Annotated in this window: 24 protein-coding genes; 11 read left to right on the forward strand and 13 right to left on the reverse strand. The window is 71.3% G+C overall.

Going from position 1 to position 25,252, the window contains the following annotated elements; genetic code table 11:
• Positions 1–94: 94 nt before the first annotated feature.
• The 3 genes from ABZ260_RS18195 to ABZ260_RS18205 are packed head-to-tail and all read right to left on the reverse strand — an operon-like array spanning position 95 to position 3,032.
• Complete coding sequence (locus ABZ260_RS18195; RefSeq protein ID WP_355618606.1) at positions 95–1,150, reverse strand: ABC transporter ATP-binding protein; 1,056 nt, start codon at positions 1,148–1,150, stop codon at positions 95–97.
• Positions 1,147–2,754, reverse strand: coding sequence for an iron ABC transporter permease (locus ABZ260_RS18200; protein ID WP_355618609.1), 1,608 nt, complete (start codon positions 2,752–2,754; stop codon positions 1,147–1,149). The genes ABZ260_RS18195 and ABZ260_RS18200 overlap by 4 nt, the downstream gene beginning before the upstream one ends.
• A 2-nt stretch (positions 2,755–2,756) precedes the next feature.
• The gene (locus ABZ260_RS18205) at positions 2,757–3,032 is read right to left on the reverse strand and encodes a hypothetical protein (protein WP_355618612.1); all 276 of its coding nucleotides are present in this window, start codon (positions 3,030–3,032) and stop codon (positions 2,757–2,759) included.
• A 316-nt stretch (positions 3,033–3,348) separates the two neighbouring features.
• Between ABZ260_RS18205 and ABZ260_RS18210 the strand changes: the two genes are divergently transcribed.
• Complete coding sequence (locus ABZ260_RS18210; RefSeq protein ID WP_355618615.1) at positions 3,349–4,002, forward strand: biliverdin-producing heme oxygenase; 654 nt, start codon at positions 3,349–3,351, stop codon at positions 4,000–4,002.
• A gap of 115 nt (positions 4,003–4,117) precedes the next feature.
• Here the strand turns inward: ABZ260_RS18210 and ABZ260_RS18215 are convergent, their stop codons facing one another.
• Entirely contained in the window at positions 4,118–4,492 is a 375-nt protein-coding gene (locus tag ABZ260_RS18215; protein ID WP_350919527.1) for a DoxX family protein, read from the reverse strand.
• A gap of 91 nt (positions 4,493–4,583) precedes the next feature.
• Between ABZ260_RS18215 and ABZ260_RS18220 the strand changes: the two genes are divergently transcribed.
• From ABZ260_RS18220 to ABZ260_RS18245, 6 genes are all read left to right on the forward strand, one after another.
• Complete coding sequence (locus ABZ260_RS18220; protein ID WP_350919530.1) at positions 4,584–5,231, forward strand: helix-turn-helix domain-containing protein; 648 nt, start codon at positions 4,584–4,586, stop codon at positions 5,229–5,231.
• A gap of 61 nt (positions 5,232–5,292) precedes the next feature.
• Positions 5,293–5,889: a TetR/AcrR family transcriptional regulator gene (locus ABZ260_RS18225; protein ID WP_355618620.1), complete on the forward strand. Its 597-nt coding sequence runs from the start codon at positions 5,293–5,295 to the stop codon at positions 5,887–5,889.
• 130 nt (positions 5,890–6,019) lie between these two features.
• On the forward strand, positions 6,020–7,333 hold the full coding sequence (locus ABZ260_RS18230; RefSeq protein ID WP_355618623.1) for a histidine kinase: 1,314 nt from the start codon (positions 6,020–6,022) through the stop codon (positions 7,331–7,333).
• 50 nt (positions 7,334–7,383) lie between these two features.
• Positions 7,384–8,040 carry a response regulator transcription factor gene (locus ABZ260_RS18235; protein ID WP_030908836.1) on the forward strand — a complete coding sequence of 219 codons (657 nt, stop codon included), beginning with the start codon at positions 7,384–7,386 and terminating at the stop codon, positions 8,038–8,040.
• 285 nt (positions 8,041–8,325) lie between these two features.
• Positions 8,326–9,066, forward strand: a complete 741-nt coding sequence (locus ABZ260_RS18240; RefSeq protein ID WP_355618627.1) for an alpha/beta hydrolase — start codon at positions 8,326–8,328, stop codon at positions 9,064–9,066.
• Positions 9,059–10,246, forward strand: a complete 1,188-nt coding sequence (locus ABZ260_RS18245) for an acyltransferase family protein (RefSeq protein ID WP_355618630.1) — start codon at positions 9,059–9,061, stop codon at positions 10,244–10,246. Before ABZ260_RS18240 ends, ABZ260_RS18245 begins: the two co-directional genes overlap by 8 nt.
• Positions 10,247–10,347: 101 nt before the next feature.
• Here ABZ260_RS18245 and ABZ260_RS18250 read toward each other — a convergent pair whose 3' ends face one another.
• Genes ABZ260_RS18250 through ABZ260_RS18270 form a run of 5 tightly spaced genes read right to left on the reverse strand, consistent with a single transcriptional unit; the run spans position 10,348 to position 15,596 of the window.
• Positions 10,348–11,235, reverse strand: a complete 888-nt coding sequence (locus tag ABZ260_RS18250; RefSeq protein WP_355618663.1) for an STM4011 family radical SAM protein — start codon at positions 11,233–11,235, stop codon at positions 10,348–10,350.
• A 56-nt stretch (positions 11,236–11,291) separates the two neighbouring features.
• Entirely contained in the window at positions 11,292–12,665 is a 1,374-nt protein-coding gene (locus ABZ260_RS18255) for an STM4012 family radical SAM protein (RefSeq protein ID WP_355618666.1), read from the reverse strand.
• A gap of 29 nt (positions 12,666–12,694) precedes the next feature.
• The gene (locus tag ABZ260_RS18260; RefSeq protein ID WP_350920054.1) at positions 12,695–13,501 is read right to left on the reverse strand and encodes an STM4013/SEN3800 family hydrolase; all 807 of its coding nucleotides are present in this window, start codon (positions 13,499–13,501) and stop codon (positions 12,695–12,697) included.
• A gap of 32 nt (positions 13,502–13,533) precedes the next feature.
• Positions 13,534–14,649: an STM4014 family protein gene (locus tag ABZ260_RS18265; RefSeq protein ID WP_355618633.1), complete on the reverse strand. Its 1,116-nt coding sequence runs from the start codon at positions 14,647–14,649 to the stop codon at positions 13,534–13,536.
• Positions 14,646–15,596: an STM4015 family protein gene (locus ABZ260_RS18270; protein WP_355618636.1), complete on the reverse strand. Its 951-nt coding sequence runs from the start codon at positions 15,594–15,596 to the stop codon at positions 14,646–14,648. Before ABZ260_RS18270 ends, ABZ260_RS18265 begins: the two co-directional genes overlap by 4 nt.
• 115 nt (positions 15,597–15,711) lie before the next feature.
• Here ABZ260_RS18270 and ABZ260_RS18275 point away from each other — a divergent pair, with 115 nt between their 5' ends.
• On the forward strand, positions 15,712–17,139 hold the full coding sequence (locus ABZ260_RS18275) for an MFS transporter (protein ID WP_355618639.1): 1,428 nt from the start codon (positions 15,712–15,714) through the stop codon (positions 17,137–17,139).
• Between the two features lie 6 nt (positions 17,140–17,145).
• Here the strand turns inward: ABZ260_RS18275 and ABZ260_RS18280 are convergent, their stop codons facing one another.
• Entirely contained in the window at positions 17,146–18,375 is a 1,230-nt protein-coding gene (locus tag ABZ260_RS18280) for a cytochrome P450 (protein ID WP_355618642.1), read from the reverse strand.
• A gap of 95 nt (positions 18,376–18,470) precedes the next feature.
• Between ABZ260_RS18280 and ABZ260_RS18285 the strand changes: the two genes are divergently transcribed.
• Entirely contained in the window at positions 18,471–19,880 is a 1,410-nt protein-coding gene (locus ABZ260_RS18285) for an FG-GAP repeat protein (protein ID WP_355618645.1), read from the forward strand.
• A 39-nt stretch (positions 19,881–19,919) separates the two neighbouring features.
• On the forward strand, positions 19,920–21,134 hold the full coding sequence (locus tag ABZ260_RS18290) for an ROK family transcriptional regulator (RefSeq protein ID WP_355618648.1): 1,215 nt from the start codon (positions 19,920–19,922) through the stop codon (positions 21,132–21,134).
• A gap of 112 nt (positions 21,135–21,246) precedes the next feature.
• Here the strand turns inward: ABZ260_RS18290 and ABZ260_RS18295 are convergent, their stop codons facing one another.
• From ABZ260_RS18295 to ABZ260_RS18305, 3 genes are all read right to left on the reverse strand, one after another.
• Complete coding sequence (locus tag ABZ260_RS18295) at positions 21,247–21,777, reverse strand: hypothetical protein (RefSeq protein WP_355618651.1); 531 nt, start codon at positions 21,775–21,777, stop codon at positions 21,247–21,249.
• A 43-nt stretch (positions 21,778–21,820) separates the two neighbouring features.
• Positions 21,821–23,377: an alkaline phosphatase D family protein gene (locus ABZ260_RS18300; RefSeq protein ID WP_355618654.1), complete on the reverse strand. Its 1,557-nt coding sequence runs from the start codon at positions 23,375–23,377 to the stop codon at positions 21,821–21,823.
• A 225-nt stretch (positions 23,378–23,602) separates the two neighbouring features.
• Positions 23,603–24,436: a hypothetical protein gene (locus ABZ260_RS18305; protein WP_355618657.1), complete on the reverse strand. Its 834-nt coding sequence runs from the start codon at positions 24,434–24,436 to the stop codon at positions 23,603–23,605.
• Positions 24,437–24,690: 254 nt separating this feature from the next.
• On the opposite strand from ABZ260_RS18305, the gene ABZ260_RS18310 reads away from it, so the two are divergent.
• On the forward strand, positions 24,691–25,252 hold a 562-nt coding region (locus tag ABZ260_RS18310; RefSeq protein WP_355618660.1), incomplete at its 3' end, for a hypothetical protein.

Below are 25,252 nucleotides of genomic sequence, written 5' to 3' on the forward strand. Positions count from 1 at the left end.
ATCACCCGCTGTGGGTGGATACGCCGGGGTCAGAGCCCGGTCTCACCCGCTGCGTGCCCGCTCCATCACGGACAACCGGTGTGCGCGCTCTCCCCTAGATCTCGCGCCAGGCCTGGCAGACGCCCTCCACGAGCACCCCGACCGCGGATCCCGCCGTCACCGGGGCCGTGTGGCCGGGTACTCGCGCGATGATCTGGGTGTCGTCGGCGAGCCGGAGCGTGACGATCGCGTCATGGCCGTGAAAGTCGTAACCGGTCACGGTCGCGGTCACCGCCGGGCCGGTCGACGCCGTGGTGAGGCGGATCTGTTCGGGGCGCACCATGGCGGTGAGGCTCCCGGTCCCCGCCGGTATCCCACCCACCGGGATGTGACCGAGTGCCGTGGACAGCACGGTGCCACCCGCGCCCGGGCCGATATCGGTTCCGGCGGGCAGGAACACCGCGTCACCCACGAACGCCGCCACCCATGGGTCCACCGGTTCCCGGTAGACGTCGACCGCCGGTCCGCTCTGGACGACCAGGCCGTCGCGCATCACCGCGACCTGATCGGCGCTGGAGAGGGCCTCGCCCTGGTCGTGGGTGACGAGGATGGCGGTCGCCCCGTCGGCCCGTAGCGCGGCGCGCACGTCGCGCCGCAGGTCGGCGCGGAGTCCGGCGTCCAGCGCGCTGAACGGTTCGTCGAGCAGGATGAGGGAGGGACGCGGTGCCAGCGCCCTGGCGACCGCCACGCGCTGCTGCTGCCCGCCGGACAGGTGATGCGGCATCCGCTCGCCCTGTCCGGACAGGCCCACCAGGGTGAGCACTTCCTCGACGCGGCCCGAACGCCGTTCCTCCCGGTTCAGGCCGTACCCGACGTTGTCGCCCACCGACAGGTGCGGGAAGAGCGCGCCCTCCTGCGGGACGGTGACGACATGCCGGCGTTCCGGGGAGGTGTGCGTCCCCGGACCCGCGACGATCCGCCCGTCAATGGCGATCTCACCGGCATCGAGCCGTTCGAAACCCGCCACACAGCGCAGCAGGGTCGTCTTGCCGCACCCCGAAGGGCCGAGTACGGCGGTCAGGGTGCCGCTCGGCACGGTGAGGTCGACTCCGGCGAGCGCGGTCATCGCGCCGTACCTCTTGGCGATGCCACTCAGTTCCAGCCGGCTCATCTGGTGGACTCCCTGGTGAGAATGCCGGTGCGCGAGGTGAGCAGCCACGCGGGCACCGATGACAGCAGCACGAGCAACGCCGCGTAGGGGGCGGCGGCGGCGTAGGCCGCCACGGTGGTGTGCGTCCACAGTTCGGTGGCGAGGGTGTCGACACCTGTCGGGCGCAACAGGAGCGTAGCGGGCAGTTCCTTCATGCAGGCCAGGAAGGCCAGCGCGGCGCCGGCGCCGATCCCGGGCAGGGTGAGGGGCAGGGTCACCGTGCGCAGCACGGCCGGCGGTCTTCGGCCCAGTGATCGGGCGACGTCTTCCAGGACGGGTGGCGCCTGGGCCGCCGCCGCGGTGACCGCGGCCACCGCCAGCGGAAGGAACAGGGCGGCGTAGCCGAGCGCGAGCAGCCAGGTCGTCTGGTAGATCGGATAGGCGAGGCTGATTCCGAAGGAGACCAGGGAGAGGCCGATGACCAGCCCCGGCAGGGCGTGGCTGAGGTAGCCGAGACGATCGAGCAGTGTGGTCAGCGGGCTTGGCGCCTTGGCGGTGAGCACGCCCAGCGGCAGCGCGAGCAGCACGGTGAGCGCGGTGCCCGCGAAGGAGAGCCAGAGCGAGTTGCCCGCGGCGGCGGCCACCTCGGGCCAGGCCCCCGGCCGCGAGACACCCTCGATCATCCGGTGGCCGAGGCTCACCACGGTGACACCGAGGGAGAGCCCGGCGAGAGCGAGCAGCACGAAGGTGGCGGGCCACCGCGTCCGGGCGAGGCGGAACCGGGCCGGGGCCCGGCGGGCGGCGCCCAGATGAGCGTAGCGGGCACCGCGATGGCGGCTCGCCGTCTCACCCGCGAGTATGAGCATCGTCAGGAGGACCAGCACGCTTGACAGCACCAGCGCCCCGGTCCGGTCGAAGCCCAGGTCGAAGGCGACGAAGATGGCCCGGGTGAAGGTGTCGGCCCGTACGATCGACACCGCACCGAAATCCGACAGAACGTACAGTGCCACCAGCAGCGCGCCGCCCGCGACCGCGGGACGGACCTGCCGCAGTGTCACGCCGGTGAAAGTGCGCCAGGCGTTTCTGCCCAGCGACCGAGACACCTCCTCCTGGGCCGGGTCGGCGCCCTTGAGCGCTGCGGCGACGGGCAGGAAGACGTAGGGATAGGAGCACAGCGTCAGCACCAGCGCCGCCGCCCAGAAGCCCTCGAACCCGTCCACGGTCGATCTCCACGCGAATGCCGCGATATAGGTCGGCACCGCGAGCGGCAGGGCCGCCAGGACCGCGAACGCGCGTCTGGCGGGCAGATCTGTCCGTACGACCAGGAACGCCGAGCCGACCCCCAGCACGAGGCAACCGGCGCTCACCACCACCGCCAGGCCGAGGGTACGGAGCGCGAGTAGCGCGACTCGCGGGGTGAACACCTCCTCGGCGATACGCTCCCAGCCCGCTTCGGCCGTCCGCACGCCGAGATAGAGCACCGGGATGAGGGCCACCGCGACGGCCAGTACCGACAGGGCGAGCAGTAGCGGCCTGCGAGGACGTCCGGCCACCGGCAGGACACGCCCGAACGACCATGGGGTGGGTCCGTCATGGCGGACCCGTTTGGCGAGATGCGGTCGCATGGTCAGAAGACGAGTCCTGATTCCCTGATCAACGCGATCGTGGCCCCAGGCCGACCGAGATCGTTGAGCTCCACCGCGGGAACCTGGAGCGCGCCGGCCTCCCGGACGAAGAACGCGTCCGCCGGGGACCGACCCCCCTCTTCGAGGAGCCGGCCGGCCAGGGCGGCGGAACCTGCGGCGGCGGAACCGCTCCCGGAATCGTTTCCGCAGGCGGCGGGCCCGAACAGCAGGGCACCCGCTGCCGGTGCGAGCACGGCTTTGGGGGGTTCAGCGGGCATGGCTGTGTTTTCCTTCTGTCGATCGAGAGGAGTCCGATCACAGCTTCGACAACGCTGTAAAAGTTAGCCGAGCCTAACCTAAGGGTAGATTGGCGGCGAAGGCACCCCCCTCGGAAGCCACCGCACCATCCGACGCGCCCGGCTCCCGGCGACATGTCCCACCCGCTCGCACCGAGAACCCCATCCCCGCACGTCCCACCCGAAACTCGACGCGGAGGGTGGCCGGTTTAATGACGAGGTGTCGTCATCAGCTTGACGGGAGGGTGCGATTTTTGTGACACTGCGTCATGAAAAGTTTCCTCGCCGCGGAGTGATCATGAGTGAGCCGCCGTTCTCCGAAGTCCTCAGGAACGCCACCTGGGGCGACCACGAATCCGCCGAGGACGAGAGCTACCTCAAGGCCCTGATGGCGGGCAGCCTCACCCCCGAGGCGTACGGCGAGATGGTCGCCCAGCACTACTTCGCCTACGTGGCCCTGGACGGCGCCGCACGGTCGCTCGCCGAGGACCCCGTCGCGGCACCGTTCGTCCTTCCCGAGCTCTACCGGGAGGAGGCCCTGGTCCGCGACCTGGAGACGATCTACGGGTCCGGCTGGCGGTCCAGGATCGAGCCCTCCAAGCCGACCCTGACCCTGGTCGCCCGCATCAACCAGGTCGCCACCTGGCCGGCCGGCTACATCGCCCACCACTACACCCGCTACATGGGCGACCTGTCCGGCGGGCAGTTCATCCGGATGGAGCTGCAGAAGATCTACGGCTACCAGCCGGGCGGCGGCATCGACTTCTACCTGTTCGACGGGATCGGCAGCCTGCCCCGTTTCAAGAACGAGTACCGGGCCCGGCTGGACGCACTACCCCTGGACGAGGCCGAGAAGCAGCGGCTGATCCGCGAGACCAAGCTCGCCTACCTGCTCAACACCGAGGTCCTGGGTGAGCTCGGCCGGGTGGCCCGGTCCGAGGTCGCCGCCTGAGCCCGGTCGTCCCACAGCACGAGTGAACGCTCCGGCACGGATTCTCCGTACCGGAGCGTTCACCTGTCCGGCGCCGATCCCCAGTCCCGGCAAAGACCCCCAAGGCATACGGCACTCAGAAGGCGTACGGCCCGAAACGGCCCCAGGCCACGAAGGCGGCCAGCAGCAGGAGCACCAGGTTCATCGGAAGTGCCGAATACTCCTTGCGCCGGGCGTGCACGACGATGGCGCCGATCATCGTGATCACCAGGCCGGCGGCGGCGAGCGGGGTCAGCACGGGCAGGATGCCGGTGAGAGCGGGCAGGATCAGCCCGATCCCGGCCAGCACCTCAAGGATGCCGATGGCCTTGACCTGTCCGCCGGAGAAATCCTCCACCCATCCCCCCAAGTTGGCGATCAGCTTCTCGCGCGGCTGGGTGGACTTGGTGAGACCCGCGATGAGGAACATCGCGGCGAGCAGGCCCTGCCCGATCCAGAGGACAACGTTCATCAGGCACTCCGAAAAATAAGTGAAGGCACACCTTCGTTTGCCGCCACCGTAGCACAACCGCAGGGAACCCTTCACTTTGTAGAATCGGCTCATGGAAGCGTGCAAACGGCGGAGGTTGCGCAGGGACGCCGAGATCAACCGGGAACGGATCATGACGGCGGCGCGCGTCGCGTTCCGCGAGCGCGGGCTCGACGTGCCCCTGGAGGAGATCGCCCGCCGGGCCGAGGTGAACATCGCCACGCTCTACCGGCGCTTCCCCGACCGCGAGGCGCTCATCGAGGCGATCCTGGCCGACCACATGGCCGATTTCGTCGAGGCCGCCGAGGCGGCGGAGCTCGCCGACGACCCCTGGGAGGCGTTCGCCGGGCTGGTCGAACACGTCTGCGGGATGCAAGCCGCCGACCAGGGGGTGACCGAGGCCCTCACCACCTGTTTCCCCACCGCGGCGCTGGAGGCGCCGAGAGCACGGGCGATGGCGGCGGTCGACCGGGTGATCGAGCGGGCCCGCCGCGCGGGGACGCTGCGCGCCGACTTCACCGGTCAGGACCTTATGCTGATCATGATGGCCAACGCCGGGGTGCTCGGCTCCACCCGCTGCACCGCCCCTCAGGCGTGGCGGCGACTGATCGGCCTGATCCTCGACGCCTGCCGCGCCGACCGCGTCGGCCCTCCGCTCCCCCCGGCCCCCAGCACCAAGGACCTGCAGGCCGCCATGAGTTCGGCCCGCCCCCAGCGCTGACCTCGCGGCCGGACCCCAAACGACCTGACAGCCGGCGACGGCACTGTGCGACCATGGGGCCATGCCCCGGATTTCGGCCGCGACCATCGGCGAGCACCGCGCCCAGACACAGGACCGCATCCTGCGGGCGGTCTCGCGTCTCTCCCGGGAGCAGGGCATCGACGCCATCTCCATGACCGACGTGGCGAGCGAGGCCGAGATCACCCGCACCGTGCTGTACAACTACTTCCCCGACAAGGCCGCGCTGCTGCTGGCCTTCACCGAGCGGGTGACGCACTACTTCATCGACAGCTACGAGCGGGAGCTGCCCGAGCGGGCCCTGCCCGCCGAGCGGCTGCGGGTCTTCGTCAGGCTCCAGCTCGACGGGCTGCTCGCCCATCCCCATCCCGGCCCCGCCGACCTGTCCGCGGCGCTGGGCCCCGACGCCTACCAGCGCCTGGCCGACCATGTCGAGCCGATGCAGCGCATCCTGACCGGCATCATCGACAGCGGCGTGGCCTCGGGCGACTTCCACGCCCCCGACGTGGAAGTCGCCGCCCGCTTCATCCTCGCCGTCATCGGCGCCGAGCGGGTTCCGCTGCTCAGCGGCGCGGTGACGCCCGAGGAGGCCGCGGAGATGGTCTCCGGCTTCGTGCTGCGCGGCCTGAGCCCGGCCTGAGCCCACCGGATGGTGCGGGTTCCGTCACGGTGGACGTCCCGGCCGTGCCCCGCGGCCCGGAGGCGGGTGACGCTGAAGATCACCCCCTGGTGGGACGCGGACCACGGCCGCGCCGCCTAGGCTGATCCGGATGATCCCCAGCTCCGCGCGGCAGGCCCTCGCACGGCACGCGCGGCCGGTACGGGAGGCCGCCGCGCGACTGACCCACCCCCTCGTCGAGGCGCTGGTGACCGGGGCGGCCGATCCTGCCGGCCGCCCCCGGTCACGCCGCCTCCGCCCCCGCATGCCGAGGGCGCTGGGGCTGCTGCCGTTCCGGACGATCGACCTGGTCCTGCTGGCCGACCTGGCGCTGACCTTCACGCTGTTCGACGCAGGTCTCTCCCTGCTCAGGGATGGGGTGATCCGGACACACTCCCCGCTCGACGCGGAGGTGCTCACGTTCGCGGCCCTTGCCTTCTCCCTGCCGCTCGCGCTCCGTGGCCGGTGGCCACTGGCCGCCTGGCGGATGGCGATCGTGCTGATCCCCCTGGGTACGGTCGTCTCACGGCAGTTGTCCGATCCTCCGTACAGCACGGCTGCCACGATCATGTACGTACTCGTGGTCTACGCGGTCGCGGTCCGCTCGGAGCGGCACATCACCGTGGGCGTGTGGATCGTCTCGGTCCTCGTCGCCTGGATGATCCACCCCGGCTCGCTGGCCGTCGTCGCCGGCATCGTCACGGTGACCGTCCTGTTCGGCCACAACGTGCGTGCCCGGCGGCTGGCCATCGGCCTGCTGGCCCAGGAGGAGCGGCGCAGCCGGCAGGCACTGGCCGGACAGGCCGTGCTGGAGGAGAGGACCAGGATCGCCAGGGAACTGCACGACGTCGTCGCCCACCACATGTCGGTGATCGCCATCCAGGCGGAGGCCGTTCCGCTGCGGGCGGCCGGAGACGCGGAGCGCCTGGAGGAAGGACTGAGAGAGATCCGCGCGCTGTCGCTCGCGGCCATGACCGAGATGCGCCGCGTACTGGGCGTGCTGAGGGAGGATGACGGGCACCCGGACATCGCGCCGCAGCCGGGCCTCGGCCGCCTGGAGGAACTCATCGACACCGCGCGCTCCGCAGGGCTCACCGTGACGCTCAAGGTGGGCGGTGACCTGACGGGACTGCCCACGGCGGTGAGCCTGTCCGCCTACCGGATCGCCCAGGAGTCACTCAGCAACGCCATGCGGCACGCACCCGGTTCGGCCGTCTCGATGAGGATCGCCCGGTACGGCGCCGAGCTGCACGTCCAGGTGACGAATGACGCCGGGCACCGTTCCCCCGGGGAACCCCGGCGCATGGGGCACGGCCTGATCGGGATGCGGGAACGGGTGTCCATGCTCGGCGGAAGCCTGTGGGCCGGGCCGGTCGGGGCGGGCTTCGCGGTCACCGCCATACTGCCGATCACGGAGAACGCTTGACCTCCTGCCCCGGGGCCGAAGCCCGGGGTCTCCACGCTCAAGGAGATTCGATGACGATCCGGGTGCTCATAGCCGACGACCAGGGCATGGTACGGACCGGCTTCACCGTTTTCCTGAGCTCGCAGCCGGACATCGAGGTCGTGGGCGAGGCCGCCGACGGGCGCGAGGCCGTGGCCCGGACGGCCGAACTGCGGCCCGACGTCGTGCTGATGGACGTGCGGATGCCGGTCATGGACGGCCTCGCGGCGACACGGGAGATCATGGAGTCCACCGGCCCCACCCCGAGGATCCTGATTCTGACCACGTTCGACCTCGACGACTACGTCTACGAGGCGCTGCGGGCCGGGGCGAGCGGGTTCCTGCTCAAGGACGCCTCGGCGCAGCAGCTGGCCGAGGCGGTACGGGTGCTGGCGGCCGGGGAGGCGCTGCTGGCGCCCTCGGTGACCCGGCGGCTGATCGCGGAGTTCGCCCGTGTCGGCCCGCGCCGCCCGCGCGGGCGCCTGGACGACATCACCGAGCGCGAGACCGAGGTGCTCGCGCTCATCGCGCGGGGCAGGTCCAACCAGGAGATCGCCGAGGAGCTGATCCTGTCGGAGCAGACCGTCAAGACCCACGTGGGCCGGATCCTCGCGAAGCTGAACCTGCGCGACCGCGCCCAGGCGATCGTGCACGCCTACGAGACGGGCCTGGTCCGCCCAGGCGAATGAGTTCGCGGCGCCTCGGGGCCTGCGGAGTCATCTTCCCCCCGCCCGCCGGACACCGCACCGGACGACGAACGGTTCGCGTGGAGACGCGGCCGGTCACCGGACACTCGCGCCCCGGCCGGGTTCTCACCTCCGGCCTGAGGGTCCTGGTGGCGCCGGCCTCGCTCGCCGGGTGAGCCCGCATCACCCCCGAGAGGGATCGCGAAGACACCTCCCCGGGGTGATGCGATCGACGGGCCGCGGTTCCTAGCCTCCTGTCCAATCCCGCAGGCCGGACAGGAGGCTCGCATGTTCCGCCGCACGCTCGTCGTGGCCGTCGCCACGGCGCTCGCCTACGTGACGGTCCCGCCGCCCGTGGGCGACCGGGTGGTCCGGGTCTACGGCGATCTCGCCGCGGCCGAGTACGTCGCGGTCATCGTCCCCGGGGCCGACACCACGGCCGCCACCTTCGACGGCGGCAGGGCCAAGCGGTACAACACGCCGGGGGGAGGGGCGCGGGCGGTGCTGGCCGAGGCCCGGGCGCTGGATCCGGGGGCGAGGCTGGCGGTGGTCGCCTGGCTCGGCTATGACAGCCCGGCGATGCTCAGCCTTCGCGTGATGACCGGCGGGGCCGCCGAGCGGGGCGCGGTGGAGTTGCGGCGCTACGTCACCGAAGCCCTGGGTGGCAAGCGGGTCAGCCTGCTGTGCCACAGCTACGGCTCGGTGGTGTGCGGCGGGGCCGTACCCGCCTCCGGCGTCGCCGACACGGCCGTCTTCGGCAGCCCGGGACTGGGCGTCTCCTCGGCTGCCGAGCTGGGCGGCACCCGTCTGTGGGTGGGCAGCGGCGCCCTCGACTGGATGCGCGAGGTGCCCAAACTCTGGATCGGCCCGTTCGGCTTCGGCCCCGATCCCGCCGCCCCGGCCTTCGGCGCCCGCCCGTTCGGGACCGAAGCCGCCAGGCACGACGACTATCTCAAGCCGGGCAGCGAGTCGCTGCGCAACCTGACCCTGATCGCCCTCGGCCGAAGCGACGAGGTGTCCGGTGGCTAGTCTCGCGGCCGGGATCGAGGCGGCCACCCCGGCCGGCCGGGACAGGGGGGTGGACGCGCTGCGGGCGCTGGCGATCCTGGGCGTGGTGCTGGGGCACTGGCTGGTGACGGCGTGGGCGCCGGGCCCGGCGGGGGCGGTGTACATGGCCAGCCCGCTCAGCCACCTGCCGGCGTTGACACCGCTGTCCTGGGTGTTCCAGACACTGGCGGTGTTCTTCTTCGTCGGCGGCTACGCGGCGGCGCGCGGTCTCCGCCCGGCGGCGGCCCTCGGGCCGGACTCCGCGGCCCCCACCGCATCGCGCGCTCCAGCGGGGGTTGCCCGCGAGGCGTATCCGGCGGGGGCGTGGGTGCGGGCCAGGATGGGGAGGCTGCTGGGGCCGGTGGTACCGCTCGCCCTGGTCTGGACGGGAATCGCAACGGGGATGGCGCTGCGCGGGGCGCCGGTGGGGCTGATCAGGTCGATGCTGTTCCCGGCGGTGGGGCCGCTGTGGTTCCTGGCCGTCTTCGCCGCGCTGACCGCGGCCACTCCCCTGCTTCTGCGGGCGCATCCGGCTGTCACGGCCGCCGTGGCGTTCGCGGTGGTGCTCGGGGTGGACCTGGCCAGGTTCTGGCTCGGCGGTCCCGCCTGGCTGGGATGGGCGAACCTGGTGGCCGGCTGGCTGGTGCCGTACGCACTGGGGATCGCCTGGGCGAGCGGCCTGCTCGGCTCGCGCCGGGTGGCGGTGGGTCTGCTGGCCGGCGGGGCGGCCGGGGCGGCGCTGCTGGTCGCCGGATTCGGGTATCCGGCGAGCATGGTGGGGGTGACCGGGGCCGCGGTCTCCAACCTGGGGCCGCCCACCCTGGCGGCGGTCTGCTTCGGGCTCGCCCAGGTGGGGGTGGCGCTGCTGGCGCGCGCTCCGCTGGCCCGGTTGATGCGGCGTCCCCGGCTGTGGGCCACGGTCGCGCTGGCCAACCTGTCGGCGATGACGCTCTTCCTGTGGCACCAGAGCGCGCCGGCCGTGATCGCCGTCGCCGCCCTGCGCCTCGGCGACGTCCCCGGCCTGCTGGCCGTGCCGGACGAGCCGGTCTGGCTGCTGCACCGGCTGGCCTGGTTTCCGGTGTTCGTGGCGGTTCTCGCGCTCGCCTGGTTGCCGGGAGTCATCCGGAGGCGGCTTGATGACAGGGTGCCGTCATCTGCCTGACGAGGCGGCACGGCTCTTGCGCCGCCATTTTGCTGGCACCATGTCAGTCGCGGAACATCCTGACGGGCCGCCTGGCGCGCCTGGCCGTTCGTCATCCGACCTCAGCCGGCGGGGATGCGTTCCAGGACTCCCCCGGCGAAGACGTCGTAGAGACCGGTCGCCTCCAGGTGCACGTAGCCGATGTGGCAGTCGCAGATCGCCGCCGGGCACGCCGTGGCCCTCGGCCTGAACGTGCCCTCGTAGAGGTTTCCGAGCACGGCCGGGACGAAGTGGCAGCGCCGCACGGTGCCGTCGCCGTCGACGGAGATCACGCTGTCGCCGGTACGGCAGGGCAGGCCGGCACTCCGGTGCGGCGTCCGGCTGTGCCGGAAGAGCGGATCTATCGCCGTCCAGTCGGCGGCCTCGTCATCGGTGTAGACGGTGCCCTCCGCCGCGTTCACCCAGACGTAGATCTCCGCGGGCAGGTCGGCCCGGATACGGCGGGCGTGGCCGAGGTGCTCGGGCAGCCCGACGACGCCGACGCTGAAACGGACCCCGCGCGCGACCAGGTCGCGGCAGCGGGCGAGAAAGCGCTCGTGGGTGACCTGGCCGGGGTGGTAGGTCGCCCAGAGGGCGAGCGTGTCCAGGTCGGCCTCGGTCAGCCAGCCGGACCGGCAGCTGAGGTTGGTCTGGATGGCGACCCGCCGCACGTGCGGGAGGTGGCTCAGCTCGACCATCGCCCGGCGGTACCACGAGCGGACCAGGCCCTCGCCCCACGGGGTGAACAGCACCGAGACCGGATGCTCCCGTCCCGCCACCCAGGCGGTGAACCTCTCCAGCGCCACCCGGTCCCGGCTCAGCTGCTCCGGGCTGTCGCGCCGCTTGGCGAACGGGCAGTAGGGGCAGTCGTAGTCACAGCTCGCCAGCGGCCCCCGGTAGAGGATCGTCAGGTGATCGCGACCTTCGCCGTCGGCGCTCGGATCACTTGATCCACCGGGCCTGCCCGGCAGGAGCGGCAGGTGGCGGATTCCGGAGGCGGGGGCGCCGGGTGAGTCGGCCAAGCCTGTCACCGTTCCTCGTATCGGGCCATCAGCGCGCGGACCCTGCCGGAGAACAGCGCGGGACCGATCGCGTCGGAGCGGGCCAGCCCCTCGGCGGTGAGCCGGAGCCACCCGGGGCGCGCCCCTTCGCCGCCCGGCGGCGGCGCGTCACGCTCCAGCAGGCCCCCAGCCGTCAGGCGCTCCAGCTCCTCGCCGAAGTGGGCCTCGGCCCCGGCTCCGAAGCGGGCCCGGTAGACCTCGGGATCGAGCCCGTCGGCCTGGAGCAGCGACTGGATGAGGTGGCGACGGCGCCGGTCCTCCTCGTCCAGCCGGAAACCCACGTTGGCGACCGCGAACTCCCCGGGAGCCAGGCGCACGTAGTCGTCGATGATCGCGCGCACCTGGCCGGCGCCGACCGCGTACTCGTGGGAGTAGTGCAGATGAGAGGTGTAGGAGCGGGCACCGCAGCCGAGGCCGACCATGCCGTCGCTCTGGCAGCTGTACTCGGCGGGGCTCGACCGCCCCGGCAGCCGGAACATCCGCATCGAGATCTGCTCGTACCCGGCGGCGAGCAGGTGGTCGCGGCCCTGACGGTAGAGGGTGAGCCGGTGGTCGTCCCAGTCACGGGCGCGACGGCCCAGACCGGTGAGCGGGCGGACGTACAGGGGGTAGAGGTAGATCTCCTCGGGCTTCCAGGCGAGCGCGGCGTCCAGCGAGTAACGCCAGGACGCCTCCGTCTGCCCGTCGATGCCGTAGATCAGGTCGAGGTTGAGCGTCTCGAACCCGGCCTCGCGGATCCGGCCGAGCGCCGTCTCGACCTCCTGCCGCCGCTGCGGCCTGACCGCCGCGCGGGCCTCGGCGTCGACGAAGCTCTGCACGCCGATCGAGACGCGGGTCGTGCCCCGCTCGGCGAGGACCGCGAGCCGGTCGGCCGTCGCGGTCGCCGGGGAGGTCTCCACCGCCATCGGGACGGCCCGCAGGTCGGCACCCATGATCTGCTCGGCGAGGTCGAACATCCTGGTGAGCTCGGCGGCCTTGAGATAGGTCGGCGTGCCGCCGCCGACGGCCGCCGCCACGAAGCGGGGACCGTTCAGGGCGCCCCGTACGGCGCTCGCCTGGCGTTCCAGCGCGCCGAGATAGGCGTCGACGAGTTCCTCGGGGGCGCCGGTGCGGGTGAACAGGTTGCAGAATCCGCAGCGCATCTCGCAGAACGGGATGTGCAGGTAGAGGAAGAGGTGGTCGACGGGCTCCCTGGCCCACACCTCCGCCAGTGGCGGACGCGGATCGAGCGGCCGGTAGGCGGTCTTGTGCGGGTAGGCGTAGACGTACCCCTGATACGGCCCCGCATCGGGTGAGGCGGCGTCCGGCGGCGGCGCGGGTGCACCCCGCTCGCCGTCCACCACCTCTGGCGTCCGGCCAGGACTCGGAGTCAACGCCACTCCCCCCGCTCCATCGTGAACTCACCGTAGGGCACGGTCCAGACGACCTCGTGACCGATCCGGTGCCCGACGTATCCATCTTCACCGTAGGCGGTGCCGTGATCGGAACAGACGATCGCGAACCCAGGGCGCCGTTCGCTCATCAGCGCGAACAGCCTGCCGATGTGCCGGTCGACGTATTCGAGCGCGGCGGCGTGGCTCCGCCGGCTGTCACCGTGCTCGCGAGTGGCGCCCGGCAGGTGGAACCAGTTCGGCTGGTGCAGGGCCGACACGTTGACGAACAGGAACACCGGACCGTCCACCCCCGTGACCACCCGCTCGGCGCATGCGATCTGCGCTTCGAACGAGGTCCGCGAGGTGACCCCGAACCCCGGCTCCCAGTGGCTCTCGGCGAACATCGCCGGCAGCGCGGACCCGAGCGGGGTCAGCTTGTTGAAGAACCCCACCCCGCCGACACAGACCGTGTGGTAGCCCGCCCCGGCCAGCCCGCCGGGCAGATCGGGCGCGTCGAACACCCAGGTGCCCGGGGCCGTGGTCTCGCTCCCGGGGAACGCGGCGGCGAACGGACGGGGATGCGGTCCCGGCTCGATCGGGGTGGGCAGGAAACCGGCGAGGATCGCGGCGTGCGCGGCGTAGGTAAAGCTCCCCGGACTGTGCCGCCGCTCCCACCGGCCGCCCGGCAGTGCCCTGCTGAGATTCGGCAGCCGACCCGCCGCCAGCAGTTCCTCCGCCACGTCGTACCGAAGCGTGTCGAGCGTTACCAGCAGCAGGTCGTGGCTGCCCACGATCTCGTTCATGTCACGCATCGGCCCCGCCTTCGCCCCCGAGGTCACGGGACCGCCCGGGTCGCGGTTCTTCCCGCCCCCTGCGGCGAGTGCCGGGCGAGGATCGCGCGGACCTGGGCACCGTAGGTGTCGAGGCCCTCCGCGCCGCTACCGGGCAGGCCCTCCAGCCGGGGCAGCAGGTCGCCGAACGCGTTGACCTCGGCCACCGCGAGATCGTGCCAGTCGGCCCCGACCATCAGGTCGACCCCGGCGGCCGGACTCCCGGGAAAGCAGGCCGCCGCCCGCACGCAGACCTCCAGGGCCCGCGCCCATCCCTCGGCGCCGAGTCCGGCCCTGACCTCGCCGAGGTCGCCGCGCAGACCGCCGAGGTGCAGGTTCGTTATGGGCCCCCGGCTCGTGCGGACGACCGCGTGGGTGGGCGTGCCGTCCACGACGACCACCCTCAGATCTATCGCGCGCCCGCCGAGGCTCGCCTTGGGAAACCATCGCTCGACGTGCAGCCCGTCTCCGGCCAGCGCCTCGACGATCGCCGCCAGGTCGGACTCGTCCTCGTAGCACCTGACCCGCAGGGAGTTGCGCAGCCCCCCGGAGGCCAGCTCCGCCGAGGTCACCGCCCTGACCCGGTCGCCCGACGCGTGCAGGGCGACGACCCCCGAGGCCGACGAGCCATGGGCCGGTTTGACGAACACCCGTCCCCAGCGGGCCTCGCCCATCCGCTCGCGCAGCTCGGCATAGCCGCGGATCGGTCCGGGCAGCGCGGGCGGCACCGGCACCCCGGCCGCCGACAGCCTGGCGTGGCAGCGTCGTTTGTCGAACATCACCGAGATGTCCTCGACGTCGGCGAGCAGCACGGCCCCCGGAGTCCGGCCGACGGCCTCGCGGACCCGCGCCGCCCCGGCGACGAACGCGGCGTGCCAGCGGGCCCCGCCGCCGACCCGGGACGGCTCGCCGCCACCGCGCAGCAGCTCGTCCGTCTCCGCGTCCTCCCCCGGCGAGTCGATCCGTACCAGCGTCTCCGGCTCGATCCGGATCTCCGCGCCGCGCAGCACGGACGTCCACGGCAGGACCGCGGGCTCGCGCAGTCCCTGCCGGACGCAGGCGTCGGCGAACATGGTCACCCGCCGCTCCCCCGGCGTGCCGACGACGGCGAGCGCGGTCATTCGGAGACCGCGACGTAATACCAGTCGTCGTCGGGCTTCTCCTGTTCGGACAGGTCGAGCTCGACGCCGGAGAACGCCGCCCTGAGGCGCCCGACCATGGCGTCGCTCAGGAAGTGGTGATGCAGGTCCAGCCGCCTGAGGTGGGCCCGCGACCCGCTCTCCAGCAGCGCCTCGGCACCCGCGTCGGTGAGCGTGCCCATCGACAGGGCCAGCGACTCCAGCCGGGCCACCACCGGGGCTGCGGCGACGGCCGTGGCGACCTCGTCCTGGATCTCGCTGTCCTGCAGGCCGAGGTGCTTGAGCGCGGGCAGCCGCTCGCCGGACAGGATGCCCTCCAGATCGGCCACCGTGGTGTCTCCGCCGTACTCCACCGCCCCGAGCCAGAGCTCCAGGTATTCCAGCGCGGGGAAGTCGCTCTCGCCGACCGCCCTGGCCACCTCCGGGGGCAGGCCGCCCGTCTCGAACCGGAGGATCCTGAGGTTGTCGTGCCGGATCGGCCGCAGCTTCAACTCGGTGCCGCCCCGGACCTCCAGGCGCTCCAGCAGCGGGAACGCCGCCAGCAACGGGGTGACGTCGCTCTGCACGATCCAGGAGATCTCGCACTCCTCCGACGACATCGCGCCGAAGAAGAGCGAACGCAGTGCGGGAAACCGCGCCGCGTTCTCGGCCAGCAGCCGGATGGGACCCGAGGCGTCGTTCTCGTAGGCCTCACCCCAGCCGCCGACGATGATCGCCCTGACCTCGGTGGTGTCGACGGTCTCGACGAAGCGTGCGAAGTGCTCCTCGAAGGTCTCCTTGGCGTCGTGGACGCGGACCGAGACGCGCCACGCCGCCTCGCCCGCCGCGGGCATGGGCGCCCCCGGTGGGCGCAGGCTCACGATGGGCAGGCCCGCGTACTCCCCACGGTGGAGACCGTCGACGTCGTCGTTGAACTCGCTGTAGTCCATCGGAAACTCCCGTCAGGCTTAACGTGGCAGGACCCGTCCTACCAGAGTCACCCGACATTCTCTGAATCATGCGCGCAGGTCAGGTGGGCACGGGGCGTCAGCGATGATGGACGGCATGGACAACGGTCACATCCGTCTCAATTCTGCGGCGGGACGCTGGGTTCTGCTCACCACGGTGCTCGGTTCCGGCATCGCCCTGCTGGACAGCACGGTGGTCAACGTGGCGCTGCCCGCCCTCGGCGCCGATCTCGGCGCCGACATGGCCGGTCTGCAGTGGACCGTCAACGCCTACACCCTCACCCTGGCGGGTCTGATCCTGCTGGGCGGCTCGCTCGGTGACCGGTACGGCAGGCGCAGGATCTTCCTGATCGGCGTCGTCTGGTTCGCCCTCGCCTCCGCCCTGTGCGGCCTGGCGCCCAACGTGCAGACGCTGATCGCGGCCCGCGCGCTGCAGGGCATCGGCGGGGCGCTGCTGACCCCCGGCTCCCTGGCCATCATCCAGTCGTCCTTCGACCGCGAGGACCGTCCCAGGGCGATCGGGGCGTGGTCGGGTCTGGGCGGGGTGGCCGCGGCCATCGGCCCGCTGCTCGGCGGGTGGCTGGTGGAGACGGCCGGCTGGCGCTGGGTGTTCCTGATCAACCTGCCGCTGTCGGCGCTCGTCGTGCTGGTCGCCCTGCGGCATGTCCCGGAGAGCAGGAACGCCGAGGCCGCCGGCCGGTTCGACGTGCTCGGTGCGGCGCTGGCGGCGCTGGCGCTGGCCGGGATCACCTACGGCCTGATCGGCCTGGAGGTCGTCCCGATCCTGGCAGGCGTGTCGCTGGGCGCCGCGTTCGTCTGGCTGGAGATCAGGCGCTCGCCCAGGGCGCTCGTACCGGTCGAGGTCTTCGCGTCAAGGGTGTTCACCGCGGTCAACGTCGTCACGTTCGTCATGTACGCCGCGATGGGCGTGGTGTTCTTCCTGCTGGTGGTCCAGTTGCAGGTGTCGGCGGGCTTCTCCCCGCTGCTGGCCGGGTCCGCGATGATCCCGGTGACGATCCTGATGCTGCTGCTGTCGTCGCGCGCGGGCGAGCTGGCCAGGCGCGTCGGGCCCCGGCTGCCGATGACGGCCGGCATCCTGGTCTGCGCGGGAGCCCTGCTGCTGATGTCGCGGATCGGCCCCGGCTCGTCGTACGTGGTGGACGTGCTGCCCGTGACGACCCTGTTCGGCCTGGGTCTGTCGGCGGCGGTCGCGCCGCTCACCGCGACCGTGCTGGCCAGCGCCGACGAGCGGCACGCGGGGGTGGCCAGCGGCGTCAACAACGCCGTCGCCAGGACCGGCGGGCTGCTCGCGGTGGCCGCGATCCCCCCGCTGGCCGGGCTGACCGGTGACGCCTTCGACTCCCCCACGATCTTCACCACCGGATTCCATACGACCATGCTGGTCAGCGCGTCGATGATGGGCCTCGCGGCGCTGCTCACCTTCCTCACCGTCCGGGGGAACGTGCTGATCCGCTCTGAGCCGAAGACCGGCTGCCCGGTGACGGCTCCCCAGCCCGGCAGGTGACCGCCCTCAGAAGGTGAACGCCTGGCTGCGGACGCTGTTGTCGAAGTTGGACACCAGCAGCTCCGGCTCGCCGACCGAGCGGACCTCGGGCAGCCGGGTGAACAGCTCGCGGAACATCGCCCTGATCTCCTGCCTGGCGAGGTTGGCCCCCAGGCAGAAGTGCGGCCCCGGGCCGCCGAAGCCCACGTGGGGCTTGGTGTCCCGGGTGATGTCGAACCGGTCGGCGTCCGGGAAGACCGTCTCGTCGCGGTTGGCCGAGCCGTAGAAGAGCACCACCTTGTCGCCCGCCTTCAGCTGCAGGCCGCGCAGGTCGTAGTCCTCGGTGACGGTGCGGCGGAACTGCATGATGGGTGAGACGTAACGGACCATTTCCTCGATGGCGCCGCCGATGTGGGCGTCGAAGTCGTCTGCCAGCAGGCGCCGCTGCTCGGGGTTGTCGGTCAGCAGCTTGATACCGTGCGCCATGGTGTTGCGGGCCGTCTCGTTGCCCGCCACGAGCAGGAGCGTGAAGAACGACCCCAGCTCCCTGTCGGTCAGCCTCTCACCGTCGACGTTGGCGGTGACCAGCGCGGAGACCAGGTCGTTGCCCGGTGCCCCCGAGCGTTCCCTGCCCAGGTTGATCACCAGGCGCTGCAGGGCGAGCAGCGCGAGCGTGTTCTGGGCGGCCATCCTGACCGTGTGCGCCAGGCTGGGCCGCACACCGGAGTAGGCGGTGGAGATGTCGACGTGCTGGTGGACCTTGGCCCGCACGTCGTCCGGGACGCCCATCATGTCGCAGATGACGTGGATGGGCAGTTTGGCGGCCACCTGCGTGACGAAGTCGCCGGGTCCCGAGGCCGTCACGTCGTCGACGATCCGCGCGCACGCGGCGTCGATGTCGCCCTGCAGGTTGCTCAGCATCTTCGGGCTGAACGCGCGGGAGACGATGCGGCGGAGCCGGGCGTGCCGGGGGTCGTCCATGTTGACCATGGACTCGCCGAACACGTGCTTGACCCAGCCGGGCGGCTCGGGGCTGGTCACGCCGGGCTCGCTGGAGAACACCTTGGCGTTGCGGCTGGCCTCCACCACGTCGGCGTGCCTGACCAGCGCGTAGAAACCCTTGCCCGAGCGGAGCAGCGGCACCCGCTTCTCCTCGAAGAACACCGGCCGGTCGAGATCCCGAAGCCGCGCGAACGCCTCATGCCGCTCCTTGAGCGGCCGCCGCCAGAATCCCAGGTCGGCCAGGTCGATTTCCATGCTTCCAATCCTGGCATGTTCTTTACCCGTACCGGCCACGTGAATTTCATATCCTTGTGGGCCGCGTGTCCGAATTATCGGAAACCATCATGGCTATGAGAGCCGTGTTTCTCGTCTCCATTGCCTTCACCTCCCTTCTGGTCTCCACCTCCCCCTCCATGGCGAGCGCCTGCTCCGGCGTACCCTCCGACTTCGACGGCGACGGACGGGCCGATCTCGCGGTCGCCGCGCCCTACACCCGCTCCGGCGGCCACGCCCGCGCGGGGGCGGTCACCGTCCTGTACGACATGCGCACCGCCCGGAGGCTGACCCAGGACGACCCCGGCGTGCCCGGCGAGAGCGAGACCGGGGACGCGTTCGGCTCGGCGCTGGCGACCGGTGACTTCGACGGCGACCGCTGCGCCGACCTGGCCGTGGGCGTCTCCGAGAAGGACCGCTCCCGGCCGGGAGCCGACGGCGACGGCGTGGTGCTGCTGTTCCACGGCTCGCCGGACGGCCTGCGGCCCGGCAGGGTGATCGACGCCGGCGACCTGGGCCGCGAGCGCGACTCCGGCCGGTTCGGGGCCGCGCTCGCGGCGGGGGACCTGGACGGAGACGGGGACGACGAGCTGGTGATCGGCGCCCCGGGGCTGGGTGGCGGCGCGGTCGGGGTGTACGGGTTCAGCGGACGCGAGCCGTACATGATCACGCAGCGGACCGGATGGGTGGGACAGCCCGAGAAGGAGACCGACCAGTTCGGCGCGGTGCTCGCCACCGGGGACTTCGACGGCGACGGACGGGCCGAGGTCGCCGTGGGCGCGCCCGCGGACACGGTCCTGAAGAACGGCCAGGGCTCGGTCACCGTGCTCGACGTCCGGCGGCGGAAGGCGACCTTGCTCACCCAGGACAGCCCGGGGATCAGCGGCCGCGCCGAGGCCTGGGACTTCTTCGGCGAGGCCCTGGCCTGCGGTGACTTCAACGCCGACGGCCACGCCGACCTGGCGATCGGCGTACCGGGCGAGGGCCTGACCGAGAACCAGCGGGCGATGGACTACGGCGACGGCACGGTGCACGTCGTCTACGGCTCCCGCGCCGGGCTGCGCACCGCGGTCTCGGAAACCTGGTCGCAGCGCTCCCTGAAGGGGGAACCACGCTACTTCGACCGCTTCGGCGCCGCCCTCGCCGCCGGAGACCTCAACGGTGACGGCGACGACGAGCTGGCGATCGGGGTGCCGGGTGAGAACGCCGTCCAGGTGCTCGCGGGTACCCGCTCCGGCGGGCTCACCAAGAACGACAACCTGCTGATCACCGGCGAGGGCGGCGACTTCGGCGGGGCTCTGGCCACGGTCGCGGGCCGCGGCCTGGTCATCGCCGCCCCGCGCGACGGCAGGCTCACCCTGCTGCGCGGGACCGTGCGGAAGGGCCCCTACCCCGGCATCCGCCCGTCGACCGCGAGGACGCTGGCCACCGCCGCCAAGGGCACCCTGTTCGGTTACGCCCTCACAAACTCGTCCTCACCCCGGTAGACGACCGTTTTCTTCGACTCGCTACCTAAGATGATGGTCATGTTCGACGCACAGCACAGGACCGTCCGCGACCTACGCCGAGGCAACCGGGCGATAGTGCTGCGCGCCCTCTACTTCGAGGGACCCGCCAGCCGCCAGGAGCTCAGTGAGACCATCGGGCTCAGCCCCGCCACCGTGAGCAACGTGACGGGAGATCTGCTGGCGAGCGGGACCATCGTCGAGGCGGGCCTGGCCGACTCCGACGGAGGCAGGCCGCGCGTGTTGCTACGGGTCAACACCACCCACGGCTACGCCATCGGCGTCGACGTCGGCGAGACGCACGTGCACGTCGAACTCTTCGACCTGGACATGAACCGCCAGGCCAAGGCCGAGTACGCGCTCCGCCCGACCCGGCACGACGTCGATCTGGTCGTCCGCCACATCATCGAGGGCATCGACGTGGTCCTGAACGAGAGCGGCGTGCCCGCCGAGCGGGTGCTCGGCGTGGGGGTGGGCGTTCCCGGCGTCGTCGAGACGGGGCCCGACGCCCTGATCCACGCCCCGACCTTCGGATGGGACGCGGTCCCCCTCGGCAGGCTCCTGCGGGCGGGCACCGACCTGCCGCTCTTCGTGGACAACGGCGCCAAGTCGATGGGGCAGGCCGAGCTGTGGTTCGGCGTCGGGCGCAGGGCCAGGCACGCCGTGGTGGTGCTGATCGGCTCGGGAGTCGGGGCGAGCATCATCACCGACGGAACCACGTACCTGGGGGCCAACAGCAGCGCCGGCGAGTGGGGCCATACGAAGATCATGGTCGGCGGGCACCGGTGCCGCTGCGGCGGAGAGGGCTGCCTGGAGGCGTACGTGGGGGCCAGGGGCATTCTGGAACGTGCCGGGGTCTGGACGGAGAGCGTCGACGAGCAGGCCGCGCTGGCCGAACTGGTGGCCGACGGTTCCCCCGTCATCGACGAGACCGTCACCTATCTGGGCATCGGCCTGGCCAATCTGATCAACCTGTTCAACCCTGAGCGGATCATCATCGGCGGCTGGGCCGGCGTGCTGCTCGGCGAGCACCTGCTGACGAGGATCAGGAAGGTCGCCGCGGACAACTGCCTGGCGCAGCCGTACAAGACGGTCTCCATCGGTCTGGGCCGCCTCGGCGTCGACTCCGTCGCGCTGGGCGCGGCCACCCTCGTGATCGAGAACTTCCTGCAGGCCGGCACGACCTCGAAGCCGAACGGCGCTCCCAGGCGTCCCCGGAACCGCGCCGGGATCTGACCGTTCGTTCCGGCTCGTTCCGCAGCAGGACGGGAAGGGCCCGTCCCCTGCGGCGGGCCGTGCGGCCGGGACACCGGAGAGCCGGGCCGCACGACCCCGGTCCGCCGGGAGGCTAACGGATACGCGTGCTGACCTTGACCGGGCGGGAAATCTCCTTGCGGAGCTTACCGATGTCGGCCTTCGCGTCGGTGGTGACGATCACACCGAACCTGACCGTGGCGACGCCCCGGCGCGAGCCCGCCCAGGCGCGGATCCGCACCGTCGTCGAGTCGCCCTTGTCGAGGGAGGTGATCCAGCAGGAAAGGTCACGGCGCTTGACCGAGCACTTGACGCTGCGCGGCTTGGAGATCACCTTGATCTTGCGGAACCGGTTGGGGAAGTCCCCGATGAGTGCCACGTAGTGCTGGCCACTGGCCTTCCTGTTACTGACCTTGACCGTGTAGACGAGAGATCCACCCCGGCGGACGTGCTTGGGGAAGGAGATCACGTACTTGAAGTCGGTGGGCGCCGCGGCGGCGGGTGACATGGCGGGTGCGGCGGGTAGGGCGGACCTGGCGGCCGAGGCGGGAGTCTGGACGAGGAGGGTGCCACCCAGCGCCATGGCGAGAGCCACGGCGCCGAGTCTCGTGGTGAGGGGACTCATAAGCGGCATCATCCAACAACTCTTCAGGAATTCCTCTGGCGCTTTAGGTCAGTGCCACCTGTCCTGCCGGAATGGTGAACCGGGCACCGGTCTTCGCGGGCGCACCGCGCCTGCTGATGTATTCAAGCGTGCGGAAGTCGGCGTGCAGTTCCTGCGGGGTAAGGCGGCAGACGATGTAGCCGCGCCGCTGGTCGAGGTAGGAGATGTGCGGGTTCTCGGCGATCGTCGCGGCGATCCGGCTCTCGTCGCGGTAACCGTCGCCGTCGCTGGCGATCGAGGAGGTGACGAGCTCCACCGCGATCCGGGGCGAGTCCGGGTCGTCGAAGTCGAGCCTCAGGTCCGCCGCGTGGTGCATGTGCGCGTCTCCGGTCAGCACCACCGGGTTGGCCGCGCCCGTGTCCCGGAATCCGGTCAGCAGGCGGGTGCGCTCGGCGGCGTAGCCGTCCCAGGAGTCCATGTTGACCTCGGTGCCCGGCCCGACCCTGGAGTCACGCTGGGCCATCAGGATCTGCTGGCCGACCAGGTTCCAGCGGGCGCCGGAGCTCGCGAGGCCGTCGAGCAGCCAGCTCCGCTGGTCCTCGCCGAGCAGGGTGCGCCCGGTGGCCAGCCTGTCGTCGCAGCCGGACCTGAGCCCGTCCTCGCAGGCCTGGTCGTCGCGGAACTGCCGGGTGTCGAGCAGGTGGAAACGGGCCAGCGGCCCCCAGTCCACCCGGCGGTGGACCCGCATCGACGCCCCGCCGGGCACGCTCGTCCGGCGCAGCGGCATGTTCTCGTAGTACGCCTGGAAGGCGTTGGCCCTGCGCCGGGCGAACGCCGGGTCCCCGGAGCTGGAGACCTCTCCCGCCCAGTTGTTCTCGATCTCATGGTCGTCGAAGGTCACCAGCCACGGCGCGACCGCATGCGCCGCCTGCAGGTCGGCGTCGCTCTTGTACTGCGCGTGCCGCATCCGGTAGTCGGCCAGCGTGGCGCAGGTGCCCGGGGTGTGCTGCCGTACGCTCCCGGCGAGGGCCGTGTACCCCCGTGGCGCGTACTCGTACATGTAGTCGCCCAGGTGGACGACCAGCTCGGGATCCTGCTCGGCCAGCCTCCGGTACGCCGTGTAGAAACCGTGCTCGTAGTGGGCGCAGGCGGCGATGGCGAAGGTCAGCGAGGACGATGAAGACACTGCGGACACTGCGGACGGGGCGGTGCGGGTGCGGCCGGTCGGCGACAGGTGGCCCTCGGCCCGGAAACGGTAGAAGTACTCCCGGCCTGGCTCCAGGTGGTCCACCTCGACGTGGACGCTGTGCGCCCGCTGCCGGCGCGCGGTCTCGGTGCCCGCGCGGACCACCTTGGCGAACCGCTCGTCGGTGGCGAGCTGCCATTCGACGTCCACGTCCCTGGCCGGCATCCCGCCCCGGCCGTCCGGGCCGAGCGGGTCGAGGGCGAGCCTGGTCCACAGCACGACGCCGTCCGCCGACGGGTCGCCGGAGGCGATGCCGAGCCTGAACGGGTCGCCGGCGAGGGTCCGGGCCGGGCCGTGCCCGGCCCCGGTGAGCAACAGGCCGCCCGCACCGGCGGCGACGGAAAGAAACACTCTGCGTGACAGCTTCTGCTCCACGCCACCAGTGCAACCGCCCCAGCTTTCCCCACCATGGCCTGAGCATCAAGGCAGGATGAACAGCCGTTGCACAGGCAAATGCCTTACCCACGGTGGCTGAACATCGGCCGACCGGCGTGCGGCATCGAGGCGAAGGATCGGCTTCCCCGCGGTGGCCGTTCCCGAACCCCGGAGTGACGGTTCAGGAGGCGACGGCCTCCGCGGCGGTGAACCCGAGCGGGCGGGTCATCCCAGGTAGGGCTTGAGGTGGGGGGTGAGGGCGCCGCAACCCAGGTATTTCTCCACGGTGTGGAAGTCGAGCCAGTCGAGGTTGACCAGCGCCTCCTGGTCGACGCCGGTGAAGCAGGTCCGCAGCCCCGGCGGGATCGCCGCGATGTCGTCCTTGTCGGCGATGTTCACCCACCGCCTGACCTTGGGAGGCCGGCCGCCCCAGCCGTTGACCGGTGCGGGCATCAGGCGCTCGAAGATCACATTGCGCATGCCGAGCGGGCTGCCCAGAGTGATCAGCAGGTCGACCTCCAGGTCGGGGTTGGCCCAGAGCGTCTCGTAGGTCACCACGCTGCCCAGCGAGTGCGCGATCACCACCCTGGGCCGGTTCCGCCTGATCACCTCGGCCACGGCCGCCCTCGACTTCTCGCGCGCCTCGCTCCCGGCCACCATGTAGGCGGCGACCTCGGGACAGAAGAACCTGGCGAAGTCGACGGCGTTGCCCTGCAACCGGTCCAGCAGCCAGCCGGTCATCCGGTGCAGGGCGCCGGTCAGCCCCTCCCCCACCGAGTCGAGCTGCTTGGCCCAGGCGACGAAGACCTCCTGGGCGCCGACGTTCATGCTCCGCACCGCGCGCCTGGAGTCGTCCTTGCTCTCACCCAGCAGGTGGGCGTAGTAGGCGATCTCGGTGATGTAGCGCTCCTTGGCGTGCGGCTTGCCGCCGGTCAGGCCCTTGTGCAGGTAGCGGTCCCACTTGTCGCGCATCGCGACCGCCGCGCCGCTGACCGAGTTACCCGCATCGCGGTAGTAGCGGTACTTGCCGATACCGTGCACCCCGACGATCGTGTCCATACTCCCCCGCCTTCTGGTGGTGTCGATGACATGTGCCCCCGGGCAACTGTGGCGGAAGCGAGCCCCGCGCCACAAGGCCACGGCGGCACCGGCGAAAACCGTCAAAGGCCCGCAGCTCGGTCACCCGAGGAAGCGGCCGCGGCTTGACCCGCGTTGCCGCCTCTTCAACGATCACAGGAGCAGGTGTCGCGACCTCGGCAGTCAGCAGGGCTGTGCGGGCTGAAACGTCGACTCTTCACGAAGGGATGACGTGTATGCACCCCATGCTGCGACGGCTGGACGAGTTGGGCGCCCATCTGGCCACCCGTGAGGACGTTCTCGCGCTGATCGGCCTCGGCTCGGCCGGCGTCGAGTTCGACCGGCTCGATGAGCACTCTGACCTGGACTTCTTCGTTGTCGTTGACGACGGCGCCAAGCCTCGCTACCTGGAGTCGATCGACTGGTTGGAGGTGCCGTGCCCCGTGGCGTACAGCTTTGCCAACGACCGCAACGGGCGCAAGGCGCTGTTCGCCGACGGCATCTTCGTCGAGTACGCCGTCTTCACGCTCAAGGAGCTGGCGCAGCTGCCTTTCACGGGCGCAAGGATTGTCTGGCAGCGCGATGACGCACCCGCCGGACTGGAGCACTGTGGTGCCGCCCCGGTCGGCCCGCCGTACGAAACGATCGAGTACCACCTCAATGAGGCCCTGACCAACCTCTATGTCGGCCTGCACCGCGAGTTGCGCGGCGAGCGCCTGACCGCGGCCCGCTTCATCCAGTCGTACGCCATCGACCGGGTGATCGCTCTGCTGAACCTCACTTCTGCTCAGGTGCGGC

The organism is Streptosporangium sp. NPDC006013 (assembly GCF_040614275.1).
GTDB lineage: Bacteria > Actinomycetota > Actinomycetes > Streptosporangiales > Streptosporangiaceae > Streptosporangium.

Bases quoted from the DNA above. Each gene is read 5' to 3' on its own strand.
- ABZ260_RS18195 (WP_355618606.1), bottom strand. From the start codon at position 1,150: ATGAGCCGGCTGGAACTGAGTGGCATCGCCAAGAGGTACGGCGCGATG.
- ABZ260_RS18200 (WP_355618609.1), bottom strand. From the start codon at position 2,754: ATGCGACCGCATCTCGCCAAACGGGTCCGCCATGACGGACCCACCCCA.
- ABZ260_RS18205 (WP_355618612.1), bottom strand. From the start codon at position 3,032: ATGCCCGCTGAACCCCCCAAAGCCGTGCTCGCACCGGCAGCGGGTGCC.
- ABZ260_RS18210 (WP_355618615.1), top strand. From the start codon at position 3,349: ATGAGTGAGCCGCCGTTCTCCGAAGTCCTCAGGAACGCCACCTGGGGC.
- ABZ260_RS18215 (WP_350919527.1), bottom strand. From the start codon at position 4,492: ATGAACGTTGTCCTCTGGATCGGGCAGGGCCTGCTCGCCGCGATGTTC.
- ABZ260_RS18220 (WP_350919530.1), top strand. From the start codon at position 4,584: ATGGAAGCGTGCAAACGGCGGAGGTTGCGCAGGGACGCCGAGATCAAC.
- ABZ260_RS18225 (WP_355618620.1), top strand. From the start codon at position 5,293: ATGCCCCGGATTTCGGCCGCGACCATCGGCGAGCACCGCGCCCAGACA.
- ABZ260_RS18230 (WP_355618623.1), top strand. From the start codon at position 6,020: ATGATCCCCAGCTCCGCGCGGCAGGCCCTCGCACGGCACGCGCGGCCG.
- ABZ260_RS18235 (WP_030908836.1), top strand. From the start codon at position 7,384: ATGACGATCCGGGTGCTCATAGCCGACGACCAGGGCATGGTACGGACC.
- ABZ260_RS18240 (WP_355618627.1), top strand. From the start codon at position 8,326: ATGTTCCGCCGCACGCTCGTCGTGGCCGTCGCCACGGCGCTCGCCTAC.
- ABZ260_RS18260 (WP_350920054.1), bottom strand. From the start codon at position 13,501: ATGAACGAGATCGTGGGCAGCCACGACCTGCTGCTGGTAACGCTCGAC.
- ABZ260_RS18265 (WP_355618633.1), bottom strand. From the start codon at position 14,649: ATGACCGCGCTCGCCGTCGTCGGCACGCCGGGGGAGCGGCGGGTGACC.
- ABZ260_RS18270 (WP_355618636.1), bottom strand. From the start codon at position 15,596: ATGGACTACAGCGAGTTCAACGACGACGTCGACGGTCTCCACCGTGGG.
- ABZ260_RS18275 (WP_355618639.1), top strand. From the start codon at position 15,712: ATGGACAACGGTCACATCCGTCTCAATTCTGCGGCGGGACGCTGGGTT.
- ABZ260_RS18280 (WP_355618642.1), bottom strand. From the start codon at position 18,375: ATGGAAATCGACCTGGCCGACCTGGGATTCTGGCGGCGGCCGCTCAAG.
- ABZ260_RS18285 (WP_355618645.1), top strand. From the start codon at position 18,471: ATGAGAGCCGTGTTTCTCGTCTCCATTGCCTTCACCTCCCTTCTGGTC.
- ABZ260_RS18290 (WP_355618648.1), top strand. From the start codon at position 19,920: ATGTTCGACGCACAGCACAGGACCGTCCGCGACCTACGCCGAGGCAAC.
- ABZ260_RS18295 (WP_355618651.1), bottom strand. From the start codon at position 21,777: ATGAGTCCCCTCACCACGAGACTCGGCGCCGTGGCTCTCGCCATGGCG.
- ABZ260_RS18305 (WP_355618657.1), bottom strand. From the start codon at position 24,436: ATGGACACGATCGTCGGGGTGCACGGTATCGGCAAGTACCGCTACTAC.